We start from the raw sequence: 14,261 nt of genomic DNA on the forward strand, positions 1-14,261 counted from the left end.
ACGAGACTAGGGCGGCGGGGGGAAAGCCGGGCCACCGACGGCGAACTGCACCGCCAACGTCGCCGCGCATACCAGCACCACGATCGTCAACGCCGCCCAGTCGCGTGGTCCCGGGCCCGACCGGCCGACTGCGATCTGCCCGGCGCCGCCGCGCGCGGTGATCGCATCGCCCATCTCGTCGGCCCGGCGAAAGACCATCGCGATTGCGGTGGAGATCAAATCGATGAAATCACGGACCCGATACCCGAGACGTTGTCGACGGGTGCGCAACGGCGGTTCGGGGCGCAGCTTGCGCGCGGCATGCATCAACCGGAATTCGTCGAACATCATCGGAAACGAGCGCAGCGCCAGGCTCAGGGTGGCTGCCCAGTCCTCCACCGGGATGCGCAGCCACTTCAGCGGCCGGCCCAGTGTGACCAACGCGGGCGCGATATCGCAGAGCTCGGTGGTCCACGACAACAACGCGCCCAACATCAGCAAGACGATCGCCAATGTCGTGATCTGCAGGAACTGCAACACTCCGCCGAGCCCGACGTGCACCGATCCGAGCTCGATGAACGGTGCGCCCCCGGACGTGGTCAAGAAGACCGAGCCGAGCGCCAGCATCACCCAGACTGGACCGGGTACCGCCGGCAGCGCACTGCGCGGGATGTGCGCCAACCAGATGCCGACCACGACGAGTCCGGCTGTCGCCGCAAGTGGAACCCAGCCGGGGTTGGTGGCCAGCAGCAATCCGACCGCGAAGATGATGATCAACTTCGTGCCCGCCCACAGCGAATGGATCGGGCTGGCAACCGGAACCGGACGTAACAGCACCAGCGGCCGGCGCGCCGGATTCTGCTGTGGCTGGGTCGTCGTCATGAACGTCCTCCCGCCGTCGGCGACACCGACGCCTCGATGGTCCCGTTGAACAGATGCAGCACCCGTGGACACAATTCCTCGAGGCCGAGGAAATCGTGGGAGATCACCACCACCGTCAGCCCAGAGCTGCGCCGCAGGTCGGTCAGTAACCGGACCAGGCCCCGCTGACTGTCGGCATCCAAACCGGCCAACGGTTCGTCGAGGATCAACACGCGCGGCTTGCGGGCGAGCAGACCCGCCAGAACCAGGCGACGCATCTGTCCACCCGACAGCTGGTCCACCCGGCGCCGGGCCAGGACAGCATCCAGGCCCACCCTCGCCAGCGCCGTGGCCACCTGCTCGTGATCGGTCGGGCAGAACCCGGCCGCCGATGCTACTTCCTCGCCCACGCGGGCCCGCATCAGCTGGACACGCGCCGCCTGGAAGGCGATGGCCACGTGCCCGATCCGATCGACTGCCGGTTCGCCGTCGACGAGCGCAGTGCCGACCGATGGTGTCGTCAACCCGGCCATCACCCACGCCAGCGTCGACTTTCCCGAACCGTTCCCGCCGTGGATCAGCAGGCCGTCGCCCTCCTGCACGGTGAAGCTGACATCACGCAGAGCGGTGTGGGCCCACGGCGTTCCGGCCGCATACTCATGGCTGACCCGGTCCAGCTGCAGCAACGGCACCCCGGTCCGCGGTGCTTCGTCGACCGTTGTCGCCGGGACCGGAGCCGTCCGGACCATGACGGTGTTGTCCTGGGCCTCCGACAGGCTGATGACGCGATCAGCGGACTCGGCCTCGTCGTTGTGGTGAGTGATCTGTACCAGTGACATCTGGCGGTGGTCGGTCAGGGCCGCCAGAACCCCGAGGAGCTTTTGACGGCCGTCCTGGTCCACCATCGAGGTGACTTCGTCGGCGATGAGCAGTCGCGGTTTGCGAGCCAGGGCGGCAGCCACCGCGAGGCGCTGCAGTTCTCCTCCGGACAGTCCCGCAGTGGCACGGCCGCCCATACCGGCCAGACCGACCTCGCTGAGCAGCCGGTCGATGTCGACGTCGACCTCGGGCGGCAAACCCCACACCACATCGTCGGCAACCCGCATGCCCAAAACCTGGGTTTCGGGATGCTGCAGGACAACCGCCGTCCCACCGGGCCGGCCCAGGCCGACCGCACCGGGTCGGTGCACGGTGCCGGTGGTGGGCGTCCGGCCCGCCAGAATCAGCATCAGGGTGCTCTTACCGGAGCCGTTGGCGCCCACCACGGCGATGTGTTCGCCGACCTCCACGGTGATCTCGGAGGGTGCGAGCGCCGCGTGCTCGGCGCCGGGGTACCGGAATCCGGCGCCCCGCAATGTCACCGGCACCGGTGCGGGCGCGCCACCAGCCAGATCCGAGGCTGGGACGTCGAGGGTATGGACGTCGGGGATGCCACTCAACCGGCCGAGAACTCGTGACATCACCCACCACCCGACGAGCGAGACGATCGTGACGACGATCATCCCCAGGCCGATCAGCAACAGCGGCCAGTGCGCGAACCCGATCCGGATGACCTCCTGCATGCCGTTGGCTGCCGAGGCCATGCCCGGCAGGTGACCGAGGACTGCCGACAGCGCGGTCAAGGCGGCGCCGATAACGCCAAAGACCAACTGCTGCAACGGAACCAAGATCAGCAATAGGACGGTCACGAAGGCGCCCAGGACTGCGCCGGCGAGCAGGGATGCAATCGTGACAGCGATGACTCCACCGCCGCGGCGTTTGACGACACCGGTCAGTCCGCCGATGTAGGCACAGTTGAGCACGGTGATGAGACCCGGCACGCCGACGATGAGGAAGGCGATCGTCGCACCGGCGACCACCGCAGCGATCAGTGTCCGCAACCGGTGCCGGTAGGCCAACAGCCCGATCGGCACCATGGTGACCAATGCCAACGGCGCGAAGAGCGGGATGATCGAGGCCGCGATGGCGAAACCGGCCACCGCCGCCGCCACCGCGGCGGCGTGCGCCATCTCCCTGGGCAGCAGTCGGTGCGGTCGACTCCGAACTTCCGCCCTGCTGCTCACGGGGGCGCTACTCGTCGTCGGCATGCTGGAGTCGTGACGCTGGCGCCGGGTGCGCAGCGCGATGCCACGCCAGTGGGTTCAGTGCGCGGTAGGGGTCATCCGCCCTGATCTTGAGCAGATCGGCGAGCATTCCTTCCATGGAGGTCTGCGTCGTCTCTTTGACGGTCTCGATCCACTTCTCGGCCGACGTACGCGGTGGCCGGGTGGTGTCGATAACGTTGCCGAAGCGGAGATACATTCGCTGTGGCCGCGGTATCAGTGTCGGGCCGATCCCGTGCACGAGTGGAATCGGCGTTTCTTTGCGACCACTGAGCTTTTCGCTGAGCGCCAGACTCAACTGCCCCAACTTGCTGTCGCGGGTGAGGAAATGTTCGTACATCTCGTCGCTACCGACGAGGGCGACGGGCAGGATCGGATAGCTGCCGATGATGGCCTCCCGGGCGAAGCCGGAACGGCCCTTCCAGTTGATGGTGCTCTCCTCGCCCTTGAACTTGGCGATCTCTCGGCCGCCACCGGGAAAGACCAGAATGGTCTCGTTGTTCGTCATCAATTCCTGGGCGCTTTCGTGCGAGCCGACGACGGCCCCGACCGCGGTGTTGACGTCACGCATCAGGCCTCTCATCTTGCCCATGCCTCGATCGGCCAGCGGCCGTACCCGGGTGCCGATCGTGCGGCGCACGTAATGGGATATCAGGACGACCTCCATGGCGCCCTGAGTATGGTTGCCCACCAAAAGAACCCGGCCGTCGTGTGGAATATGGTCGATGCCGTCCACATAGGGCCGGCACAGATCGACGAGGGGTTCCACGGCGTCGCTGGTCGCCCCCAGAAAATGACGTATCCGACGCACTCGCGTCGGCTCGTCGGTCGGTTCTTGGACGACGTCCTGGCTGTTCATGAGGAGTGGTGCTCCGATCGGCTCGTGAGTTCGCTGTATGGGGTGGTGGCACAGGAGGGTGTGGCGCGAGGTTGCGGCTATCGGGCCGTTTCGGGGTTTCACCCGACACGGAATGACAAGTTAATGATCGAATCAATGGATTTCTTAGGGCCAAGCTGTGAAATCGCATGAATGCCTGAATGTTTCAGTGCACTTTTCGGCAAGGGGGTGACCGAGGCCACTCTCGAGGTCGCGTGGTGCGACGGGTCGCGCCAACATCGCAGGTGCGCCCTGGCTGTATTCGGTCAGGACATCGGTCGCGGACCGATGTTCGCCTACTCCGTCGGTCCCGCGCTCAGGTCGTCGACGAACCGCGAGAACAGCGAGGCGAATATGACCTGATCGCGCTTCGGCCACTTGCCTACCACGGCTTCGAGCAACTCGACTCCCGCCGAGTCCATCCGCCGACACGTTCTCAGGCCCTGGGTGGTCGCCGTGAGCAGCACCGCCCGGCGATCGGTCGGATCCGTTTGCCGCGCGACCAATTCGCGCTGCACGAGCCGACGAACCTGCAGGGTGATGGTGGATTTGTCGACGGCCTGCCAATCGGACAGCTCCGACGCCCGCATGGGGCCATTGGCAACGATGGTCCGCAGCAACTCGACGTCGATGGGCGTCAGATCGCGGCCGGAGTCGCCCAACAGTTTGGTGCGCGTCTCGGCACGAGTCATGAAGCGGGCCAGCTTGGCCATCGCGGTGTGGATGCGCTGAGTGGGCTGTTCCTGAGTCGACATGTGTCTCATTCCCCCGCGTGACAGTTGGTTGGTGCAAACCAACCAATGTGACTATAGTTTGATGATACCAACTAAATCTCGGTCGAGTGCCCCGCGGCGCGTTTTCGATAAGGGAGAATTCAATGACCAGCGGTACGATGAAGGCCGTCAGGATCCACCGTTATGGGCCGCCTGAGTGCCTGGTCTACGAGGATGTCCCCATCCCCCAAGCGGGTCCCGGCCAGGTGCTGGTCCGCAATGAGGCGGCGGGAATCAACTTCGCCGACATCGACCAGCGGCGCAACAACTACCCATTTCAGCCCGCACTGCCTCACCTTTTGGGGGCGGAGTTCGCCGGCGTTGTCGAGGCCGTCGGCGACGGTGTCGCAAGCGCAGCGGTGGGCGACCGAGTATTCGGCTTCCTCTCCGGAGCGGAGCCGGCCGCGTACGCACAGTACGTCGTCGCGGCGGCAGAGGCGGTGCGCCCACTGCCTCCCGGCCTCGGGTACGCAGAGAGCACCGCACTGCTGGTTCAAGGAGTCACCGCCTACTTCTTGCTTCGTGACGGAGTGCGGCTCGCCTCCGGCGAGTCGGTGTTGATCCTCGCCGCGGCGGGAGGCTTGGGCTCGATTGCCGTGCAGCTCGCCAAGATCCGGGGTGCGCGACCGGTGATCGGCGCCGCCAGCTCGGTGGAGAAGCGAAAGATGGTGTCCGAACTGGGCGCTGACGTATGTATCGACTACACGCAACCCAACTGGAGCAAAGCGGTGCTGGACGCCACCGGCGGTCGCGGCGTCGACGCCGCGCTGGTCAACGTCGGCGGAAGCGCGTTCACCCAAGCCGTCGCCTCGCTGGCGCCCTTCGGCCGGCTGAGCGCTTACGGCGGCGCCGACAAGACCATTCCGGTCATAGATTTCGAGGCCGAGTTCGCTGCTGGACGGTTGTTCGGCAACCAGACATTGGGATTCTTCAGCCTCTATCCCTATCTGTACGGCGACCGGCACGAAGTCACGTTTGCGCTCGCCGAACTCGCCGACCATGTGGCATCAGGGCGCCTCCGAATCCAGCTCGGAGTACAGCTACCGTTATCGCAGGCCGCGAAGGCACACCGGCTCATCGAAGACCGGCAAACGACGGGCAAGTGCGTGCTGTTGCCGTGGGAAGAGCAGTAGTCCGGGATCGGTCGTCAGCATCACGCGTCGAAGTCGACCGTCACCGTCGGGCTCGTCGGATGCGCCTGACACGTCAGCACATACCCGGCCTCCAGGTCGGCGGACCCGAGCGCGAAGTTCTGGTCCATCACCACGGTGCCGTGCAACAGCCTGGCGCGGCAGGTCCCGCAGGCGCCACCCATACACGAGTAGGGGGCATCACCGCGGACGCGCAACGTGGCCTCCAGGACAGAGTCGCCGGGGGTCAGCTCGGCCGTCGCCTGCTGTCCGGACAAGGTGAAAGTCACCGTGGCAGAGGCATAGTCACGATCAGCGGTGGGCTTCTGTGGGTAGCCGGTGAACAGCTCCAGGTGGATGCGTTCTTCGGCGACCCCGTGGCCGGTCAACACATCCCGGGCCACGGTGCTCATGCCGATCGGCCCACAGACGAACCACTCGTCCACCGTGTCGGGCGCCAGGCCGGTGCTCAGCAGTGACTGCAGCCTGTCCCGGTCGATCCGCCCCCGTAGCGCGGGGGTGTGCAGCGGCTCGTCGGACAATACGTGGGTGATCTCCAGGCGGTCGGCGTAGCGGGACTCCAGCCGGGCCAGATCGTGCCGGAACATGGTCGACTCCCTGGTGCGGTTGCCGTAGATCAGGGTGAACCGGCTTTCGGTCTCGATCTGCATCACCGTTTCCAGGATCGACAGCACCGGTGTGATTCCGCTCCCGGCCACCAGGCCCACGTAGTGCCGTCGGGCCAGCGGCTCCGGTGTGGTGCCGAACCGGCCGCTGGGGGTCATCACCTCCAGCACGTCTCCGGCCTCGAGTTCATGGGCGACAAACGTCGAGAATGCGCCGCCGGGAAGGTGTTTGACCGCGATGCGCAGTTGGGCACGGGTCGCGGGTGCACAGATCGAGTAGGTGCGCCGGACACCTGCACCGCCGAGATCGGTCCGCACGGTGACGTGCTGGCCGGGCTCGAACCGGAACTCATCGCGCAGCGCCTCGGGCACCGCGAAGGTCACCAGGGTGCTGTCAGCGGTGATCGGGTCGACCGAGGCCACCGGAATGCTGTGCAGCACCGCGTACGGCGCGCTCGACCGCGGCGGCATGTAGACCGGCACCACCCGGCCGAGCTTGCTGTTGAGCAGCTTCCATTCGCGGTACTCGCCTGCGTTGAGGTGCTGGCCGAACACCGTGGTGATCGCCGCGTCACGCTCGAGGTAGGCCTCCTCATTGCGGTGCCAGGTCTTACGGTACCGGTAGAACGGCACCGAGGGGTGCAGATGATGCACCAGGTGGTAGTTCTGCGACAGCATCAGCGGGGTGTACAGCCACTCCATGCCCACCCGGGCTCGGGTCGCGCCGTAGCGATTGCTGCGCTGGGTGTCGGCCAGGCCGTGATGCGGCAGCCAGTCGAACCACCACAACAGAACGATGAGCCCGATGCGCTGGGGGATCAGGAACACCACGGCCAGCGTCCAGAAATGGCCGCTGACGATCGCGACGCTCAGTGCGGACACGCAGAGGGTGAGCAGCCCCAACGTCTCGGCCACTTCGGATTTCGGCCGGCTGCGCACCGTGCGGAGGATGAACCCGGAGTACATCAGCTCGGGGAACGGCCACCGCAGCGGCATCTGCCACCACCGGGAGTGCGAGGCCCAGGCATCGGGATCGTTCGCGTCGTCGTTGGCGTGCCGATGGTGCTCGATGTGGAGGAACGCATACGTCGGGAACGAGATGAACGGGACCACCAGCAGCCACGCCAGCCGCCCGACGCACCCGTTGAGCCACCGCGTGCCGCTGATCGCGTGGTGGATGGCGTCGTGGCTCACGGTGAACATCACGAAGGTCACCACGGCGTTGATCGCGATGGTGACTCCGGCAGGGAGCCAGCCGTGGAGGTAGCCGACCGTCGACGTCACGAACGCCGTCCACGCCACCACGAGGAGCGCCACCGTCGGCAGGGCCAGCTTGGGCACCGGCGCACCCGGATCCGGCAACGCATGGGGTTCGGGTGATGTCGTGGCGGGTTCGTCGATTGCCGCTGCGACGGACATGGGCTGCTCCAAGACGCTCTGTGTCTGCGGTCTGAGAACCGCTCAGTACAACGCTAAGAGGCTCGTGAGCCCAAAACGACATCCCCAGGGCACCAACTGCGGGCCTCTCTTTGTTGCCGGAAGACAAGTAGGGTCGCAGGCATGGTTGAACGCAGCGCCGGTGATTCGGTGGCTGACTCCGCGGCGGCGGTGGTCAGCAGACTGGCCGCCGAGCTTGATGAGGTCACGGCCCGCACCCAGGCCGTCCTGATGGAGGAGGTCGCCGACCTGCGCGGCGACGCACAACTGGTGCAGCTGATGCGGGACAACGTTGCCGCGAACATCGACACGGTCTTCTCGGCGATCCGCCACGGCATCCCGGTGGAGCACGTGGAGGCGCCGACGGCCGCCCTGGAGTATGCGAGGCGGCTTGCACAGCGGGATATATCGGCGAACGCGTTGGTGCGCGCGTACCGGATCGGTCACCAGGAGGTGCTCAAGATCCTGCTCGAGGAGATCCGAGCCGCCGAACTGGATCCGCAACGCAGGCTGGACGTGTTCGACGAGATCGTCGCCGTGACATTCCGCTATATCGACTGGATCAGCCAGCAAGTCCTCACCATCTATCAGGACGAGCATGACCGGTGGCAACAGAGTCGAAACCACATGCGGGCAGCAGAGATTCGGCGCGTGCTGGAGAGCGACGAGGACATCGACGTCGACGCGGTCGCTGCGGCGCTGCGCTATCCGCTGCGGTCGCACCACCTGGCGCTGGTGCTCTGGTGTGAGGAATCCGCCGAGCAGGATGAGCTGACCACCTTGGAGCGGTATGTCTACGAATACGCCACCACCGTGGGTGCACGCGACCGTGCGCTGTTCGTGTCGGCGGACCGGCTGACCGGGTGGGCATGGATACCGCTGGAACCCGGCCGCCGCGTCCCGCTGCCCGACGCCGCGAACTCGTCGATCAATCTCGCTGCGGGCCAACCCTTGCCTGGGGTGGAAGGGTTTCGCCGTTCTCATCGACAGGCGCAGCTCGTGCATGCGGTGCTGACCGCTGCGGGTACCGGCCCTGCCCGGGCGGCCAGCGCCGCCGAGCCGGGACTGATGCTGGCCGGTCTGGCCGGCGGCGATCTGGCCGAGGCGCGTGTCTGGGTGCACGAGGTACTGGGGCCGCTGGCCTCTGCCGATGCGAGGGACGAACGTCTGCGTGAGACCCTGCGGGTGTTCCTACGAGCAGGACAGAGCTTCACCGCGGCTGCCGGCGAGCTTCACCTGCACTTCAACTCGGTGAAGTATCGGGTGGCACGGGCGATCGAGCGCCGTGGCCGACCGGTCACCGCTGACGTGCTGGACGTGGAAGTTGCCCTGCTGCTGTGCCATTGGTATGGCGCCGCAATCCTGCGTTCGTGAACCGCGTGGAGCACCCTGATTTATCGGATTGAGTCGATCCGCCGCGATGGATAGGTTGTGGTCATGCGCCTCAGCGGGGACGAACGCGAACGGGTCTTCGTCGCGGTGGCCGACGAGCGGCGGGCGATCGCGACGCTGATCGACGGGCTGGATCCAGCACAGCTGGCCACCCCGAGCCTGTGTGGCGGCTGGGATATCAAAACCGTTGCGGCACATCTGGTCAGCGATTTCACCGACGGATTCTGGGGCTTTCTGGCCAGTGGGGTACGACACGGCGGGATGAATCGCGGCATCGACGCGCTCGCGAGACATCGGGCGCGCGCCTCGGCCGCCGATATCGCCGAAACGTTGCGCCGGGAGGCCGACTACCAGCTCAGCCCGCCGGTCACCGGCCCGCTGTCGGGTCTGACCGATGTGCTGGTGCACGGTGCCGACATTCGAATCCCCCTGGGGATGGCCCATCGCCCAGATCCGCAGCACGTGGCCCGCGTCATCGATTTCCTCACGGGCCCGACACAATTCGGCTTCTTCCCGCAGCGTCGGCTGCGCGGCATCGCGCTGCGCGATGAGGACACCGGCCGGACCTGGGGTGGTGGCGATCTGATCAGCGGATCCGGCACATCGGTGATGCTGGCGCTCTGCGGTCGGGCGGTGGCGCTCGACGCCCTGACCGGACCCGGCGTGCAGGTCTTACGGTCACGCCTATCGCCGATCCAGCGTGGGTACGGCGTGAATGGGTAGGTCGCTGAAGACCAGCGTCAGCCGCAGCGGCCCGATGCGGTCGCGGAGCTCTTGATAGGTATGGGCCCGCAACTCATCCTGTTCGGCGACGGACATCGTGCCCGCGTAGGAGACCCGCAGGTCGATCTCGATCGTCTTGCCTCGGCTGATGGCCAGCGCGTCGACCAGCGTCAGGTCGTGATCGAGCTCGTGGGCATGGGCTGCGTCCACCGCGCTCACCGCGTCCCGCACCGCGGCATCGAGATCGGGATCGGCGCGACGCCCGGACAGGCGCCCGAACTCCAACCGGATCTGGCGCACCGGCTCACCGAGGAGCAGCACGCACAGGATCAGCACGATGATGCTGTCGGCGATGTCCTTGATGTTGAAGTCGGCCGACGTGATGACGGTGCCTTCCGGAATCACCGTGACCACGACCAGTGAAGCGCAGATGCCACCGCTGATGATGGCTTCCATCTTCGCCGCCGTCGCCTCGACCCGCAGCAGCGCCGACGCCCCGCCGACCGCCCGGTTGTGCCGTTCGTGGTTCCACTTCAGCGCCAGGCAGATCAGCACGCACACCGCGGTGTACACCGCCGCGATACCGAACTCCGGTTCACTGCCCTCGCCGGTCACCAGATAGTCGATCACCTTGATCGCATTGGTGACCAGACCGACGATGACCACGCCGAGGATCATCAGGGAACGAAACAGGGCGTACAGGTTCTCCAGCGCCAGACGGCCGTAGGGGTTGTCGGCATCGGCTGGCCGTGACGCCGTCACCGCCAGCCGTGCCGCGATAAAGGCGGCCGCCGCGTTGATCAACGAGATCACCCCATCGAGCTGGGTGGCCGACACCCGCGTGATCGCGTAGACGGCGAAGCCGAGGACCGCCAGGCCGAGCATCGTGAACATGTAGGCGTGCAGGCTGCGCCGCTCAGCCTGCACCACCATCGCCTCGGTGGCCACTGCCATGGGCTTCCTCCTGCTGTCGTGCGCGAACGCGTCGTGAACTTTATGTGCGCAATCTGGTACCCACGCCGCGGGGCTTGGACGATGGATGCGACGTCGCCGAGCGAGAGGGCCCCACACGTGACAGTTTCACCACAGGTAACGGGACGAGTCCGCAAGCCGCACTGGTCACTGGCCCGGGCATGGCTGTTGCAGCCGGGGATCCCGGACGGTCGCGACGCGTATGACGCCGCCACCGCCGGCAGTGCTGATGTGGTCGTGCTGGATATCGAGGATGGACTGCCTGCCACCCAGAGACCCGCCGGTCGCCTGTCGGTGGTCGAGTGGCTCAACACCGGGGCGCAGGGGTGGGTGCGGATCAACAGTGTGAGCACGCCCGACTGGTCGACCGATCTCGATGCCCTGGCCGATGCCCGTGGGCTCTCCGGCGTCATGCTGGCCAAGACCGAATCCGGTGCCGATATCGCCGCGACCGCCGCGCGGCTGCCGGCCGGCACACCACTGGTGGCGCTGGTGGAGTCGGCACTGGGTATCGAGTCGGTCTCCGATATCGCGCGGGCCCCTGGATGTTCTCGAATTGCGTTCGGGGTCGGTGACTTTCGCCGCGACACCGGGATGAGCGAGGAGCCGACGGTGCTGGCCTACGCGCGTGCGCGGCTGGTGATCGCCAGTCGGGCCGCGGGTCTGCCCGCGCCGATCGACGGCCCCACCTTGCGTGACCAGACGCGCCACCTCGCTCGGGAAACGGCGGTGGCCAAAGCTGCCGGTATGACCGGGCGGCTGTGCCTGGACCTTGAACATGCAGAGACCATCAACCGGTTGCTCAGTCCGTCGCCACTGGACATCGACAAGGCGCGTGGCACGCTCGCCGACCTGGACGCACCCGCCGGACCGTACGACGGCAGCGTCGGCCCCACCCGGGCCCGGGCACAAGCGGTCCTCGACCTGGCCGAGAAACTCGGCCTCATCTGATCGCGCGTCCACCGCTGGTGGGACAGTGCGCCGCGGGGTCGGCGAGCAACGACGCGAAGGCAGCCTCCGCGGCTCCGATCATCAACGTGCCCGAGCCCAAATTGGCCGACACGATGCGCACCTGCTCGTTCGGTACGCGCATGGAGTGGCGGGTGACCGCGGTGTCGAGTGCAGCAGCGGCCTGCATCGGGAAGGCGCTCAGAAATCCGCCGAGCACGATGAGGTTCGGGTTCAGCAGGTTGATCGCGTTGCCGAGTGCGATGCCGAGATACTGAGCCTGGTGCGCCAGGGTTTTCGTGGTCGTCTCGCTCACTTCGGTCTCCAGGCATCCGATGCGTCCGCAGTGGCACGGCCCGGCGCCGCCGACGTAGGTGTGACCGAGCTCGCCGGCGTAGCCCGCCGCACCTTCCAGCAGTTCACCCGCCACGACGAAGCCCGCGCCGATTCCGCTGGCGCCGCCATTGACGTAGATCATGTGACGCGCGTCGGGATGGCCGCCGAAGATGTGTTCGGCGATCGCACCCAGATTGGCGTCGTTCGCCGCAAACACGGGTAATCCCGTTGCCGCGCGCAGCATCTGGCCGAGTTCCTCGTCATGCCAGTCGAGGTGCGGGGCCAACCGGACCACCGAACTGGTGGCGTGCACCAGGCCGGGAACGGCAACACCGATCGCGATGACACGTTGATGGCTGTCCAGCCCGGCCTCGATCCGGGCGACGGCGTCGGCGGTGATGGTGACGGTCTCGCCCACACTGGGTACGCCGTTCGTCGGGTACCTGGCGACCTCGAGCACGGTGCCACCCAAGGCCACCACACCGATGGTGATGGCATCGGTTTCGGGATTCACCGCGATGGCGAGGGTGCCGGTCTGCGGGCGCACCATAGGGCTGGGCCTGCCGACCTGACTGACCGGTGCGGCCGGCGACTCCTCGATCAGACCGGCGCCGACCAGCTCTTCCACCAGGTCCTTGACCGTGGAGCGGGACAATCCTGTCCGGCGGGTCAGCTCCGACCTGGTCAGTGCGCGAGCACGGTGCACCAGCGTGAGTACCGCGGACAGGTTGCGGCGCCGGACATCGTCGGTGTTGGTGCCGACTCCCATTCGAGAATCCTCCCTTGACAGTGGTCTGCGCCACATCTTATGTTCGGGCAAGCAACAAATCCAGTTTCAGGAGCATGCGATGTCCATCCTCGAATCCACCGCCGCGGCCACGGGCGACCTCGCCCCGAAGCGCTCGGACAAATTCTCCTTCGGCCTGTGGACGGTCGGCTGGGTCGCCTCCGACCCGTTCGGCGTGGCCACCCGGCCGGCGCTGGACGTGGTCGAGGCCGTCGAGCGGCTTGCCGAACTCGGCGCATACGGCCTCACCTTCCATGACGATGACCTGTTCCCGTTCGGCAGCACCGACGACCAGCGCCGCCGCGCCATCTCCAGGCTGACCTCGGCGTTGGCGGCCCACGGGTTGGTGGTGCCCATGGTCACCACCAATCTGTTCACCCATCCGGTGTTCAAGGATGGCGGATTCACCAGCAATGATCGCGGCGTCCGGCGATTCGCGCTGCGTAAGGTGCTGCGCAACATCGATCTCGCCGCCGAACTCGGCGCGGAGACGTTCGTGATGTGGGGCGGTCGCGAAGGCAGTGAATACGACAGCGCCAAAGACGTCCGGGCCGCGCTCGAACGCTATCGCGAAGCGCTGGACCTGTTGTGCGAGTACGTGCTCGATCAGAAGTACGCGCTGCGCTTCGCGATCGAACCGAAACCGAATGAGCCGCGCGGCGACATCCTGCTGCCGACCGTGGGGCATGCATTGGCCTTCATCGAGTCGTTGGCCCATCCGCAACTGGTCGGGGTCAACCCGGAGACCGGCCACGAGCAGATGGCCGGGCTGAACTTCGTGCACGGCATCAGTCAGGCCCTGTACTCCGGCAAGCTGTTCCATATCGACCTCAACGGCCAGCGCGGGATCAAGTTCGACCAGGATCTGGTGTTCGGCCACGGAGACCTGGCCAATGCTTTCGCGCTCGTCGACCTCCTGGAGAACGGCGGCGTGGACGGCGGCCCCAGCTACACCGGCCCCCGGCATTTCGACTACAAACCCAGCCGCACCGAGGACAGCAGTGGGGTCTGGGAGTCCGCCGCCGCCAACATGCGGATGTATCTGCTGCTGAAACAACGTGCCGCGGCCTTCCGCGCCGACCCGGAGGTCATCGAGGCGCGCCGGGTCGCCCGGGTCGACGAGCTCCGGCGAACCACGATGGGCGCCGGCGAGACATATCAAGAGCTGTTGGCCGACCGCTCGGCGTACGAGGATTTCGATGCCGATTCCTATTTCGGCGCCAAGGGGTTCGGATTCGTCCGGCTGAACCAGTTGGCCATCGAGCATCTGATGGGTGCGCGCTGAGAGTCGCGGCCCGAACCGCTGGACGTGATGCAC

12 protein-coding genes are annotated in these 14,261 nt (G+C 66.4%); 5 read left to right on the top strand and 7 right to left on the bottom strand.

Annotated features, from left to right (window positions below; all coding sequences use genetic code 11):
- Window positions 1-6: 6 nt before the first annotated feature.
- The 4 genes from QN239_RS02965 to QN239_RS02980 form a co-directional block, all read right to left on the bottom strand.
- Window positions 7-861: an energy-coupling factor transporter transmembrane component T family protein gene (locus QN239_RS02965; protein ID WP_499008111.1), complete on the bottom strand. Its 855-nt coding sequence runs from the start codon at window positions 859-861 to the stop codon at window positions 7-9.
- Window positions 858-2,927 carry an ABC transporter ATP-binding protein gene (locus tag QN239_RS02970; RefSeq protein WP_499008112.1) on the bottom strand — a complete coding sequence of 690 codons (2,070 nt, stop codon included), beginning with the start codon at window positions 2,925-2,927 and terminating at the stop codon, window positions 858-860. Before QN239_RS02970 ends, QN239_RS02965 begins: the two co-directional genes overlap by 4 nt.
- Complete coding sequence (locus QN239_RS02975) at window positions 2,911-3,801, bottom strand: lysophospholipid acyltransferase family protein (RefSeq protein WP_499008113.1); 891 nt, start codon at window positions 3,799-3,801, stop codon at window positions 2,911-2,913. Before QN239_RS02975 ends, QN239_RS02970 begins: the two co-directional genes overlap by 17 nt.
- Before the next feature lie 314 nt (window positions 3,802-4,115).
- Complete coding sequence (locus tag QN239_RS02980) at window positions 4,116-4,532, bottom strand: MarR family winged helix-turn-helix transcriptional regulator (RefSeq protein ID WP_499008114.1); 417 nt, start codon at window positions 4,530-4,532, stop codon at window positions 4,116-4,118.
- A 164-nt stretch (window positions 4,533-4,696) separates the two neighbouring features.
- Between QN239_RS02980 and QN239_RS02985 the strand changes: the two genes are divergently transcribed.
- The gene (locus QN239_RS02985; RefSeq protein ID WP_499008115.1) at window positions 4,697-5,725 is read left to right on the top strand and encodes a quinone oxidoreductase family protein; all 1,029 of its coding nucleotides are present in this window, start codon (window positions 4,697-4,699) and stop codon (window positions 5,723-5,725) included.
- A 20-nt stretch (window positions 5,726-5,745) separates the two neighbouring features.
- Here QN239_RS02985 and QN239_RS02990 read toward each other — a convergent pair whose 3' ends face one another.
- Window positions 5,746-7,767: a fatty acid desaturase gene (locus QN239_RS02990; protein WP_499008116.1), complete on the bottom strand. Its 2,022-nt coding sequence runs from the start codon at window positions 7,765-7,767 to the stop codon at window positions 5,746-5,748.
- A gap of 141 nt (window positions 7,768-7,908) precedes the next feature.
- On the opposite strand from QN239_RS02990, the gene QN239_RS02995 reads away from it, so the two are divergent.
- Together QN239_RS02995 and QN239_RS03000 are read left to right on the top strand one after the other, a co-directional pair.
- Window positions 7,909-9,159 (top strand): PucR family transcriptional regulator, encoded by a 1,251-nt coding sequence (locus tag QN239_RS02995; RefSeq protein WP_499008117.1) that lies wholly within the window; start codon window positions 7,909-7,911, stop codon window positions 9,157-9,159.
- Between the two features lie 63 nt (window positions 9,160-9,222).
- Window positions 9,223-9,900 carry a maleylpyruvate isomerase family mycothiol-dependent enzyme gene (locus QN239_RS03000; protein WP_499008118.1) on the top strand — a complete coding sequence of 226 codons (678 nt, stop codon included), beginning with the start codon at window positions 9,223-9,225 and terminating at the stop codon, window positions 9,898-9,900.
- Here QN239_RS03000 and QN239_RS03005 read toward each other — a convergent pair.
- Window positions 9,862-10,854 carry a cation efflux transmembrane domain-containing protein gene (locus tag QN239_RS03005; RefSeq protein WP_499008119.1) on the bottom strand — a complete coding sequence of 331 codons (993 nt, stop codon included), beginning with the start codon at window positions 10,852-10,854 and terminating at the stop codon, window positions 9,862-9,864. The two genes, QN239_RS03000 and QN239_RS03005, sit on opposite strands and share 39 nt — an antisense overlap.
- A gap of 117 nt (window positions 10,855-10,971) precedes the next feature.
- Here QN239_RS03005 and QN239_RS03010 point away from each other — a divergent pair, with 117 nt between their 5' ends.
- Window positions 10,972-11,823, top strand: a complete 852-nt coding sequence (locus QN239_RS03010) for an HpcH/HpaI aldolase/citrate lyase family protein (protein WP_499008120.1) — start codon at window positions 10,972-10,974, stop codon at window positions 11,821-11,823.
- Here QN239_RS03010 and QN239_RS03015 read toward each other — a convergent pair.
- Entirely contained in the window at window positions 11,816-12,925 is a 1,110-nt protein-coding gene (locus tag QN239_RS03015) for an ROK family protein (RefSeq protein ID WP_499008121.1), read from the bottom strand. The two genes, QN239_RS03010 and QN239_RS03015, sit on opposite strands and share 8 nt — an antisense overlap.
- A gap of 79 nt (window positions 12,926-13,004) precedes the next feature.
- Here QN239_RS03015 and xylA point away from each other — a divergent pair, with 79 nt between their 5' ends.
- The gene (xylA, locus tag QN239_RS03020) at window positions 13,005-14,228 is read left to right on the top strand and encodes a xylose isomerase (protein ID WP_187097603.1); all 1,224 of its coding nucleotides are present in this window, start codon (window positions 13,005-13,007) and stop codon (window positions 14,226-14,228) included.
- The last annotated feature ends 33 nt before the right edge of the window (window positions 14,229-14,261 follow it).

The sequence above is a fragment of the Mycolicibacterium sp. Y3 genome, from assembly GCF_051188035.1.
Lineage (GTDB): Bacteria > Actinomycetota > Actinomycetes > Mycobacteriales > Mycobacteriaceae > Mycobacterium > Mycobacterium fluoranthenivorans.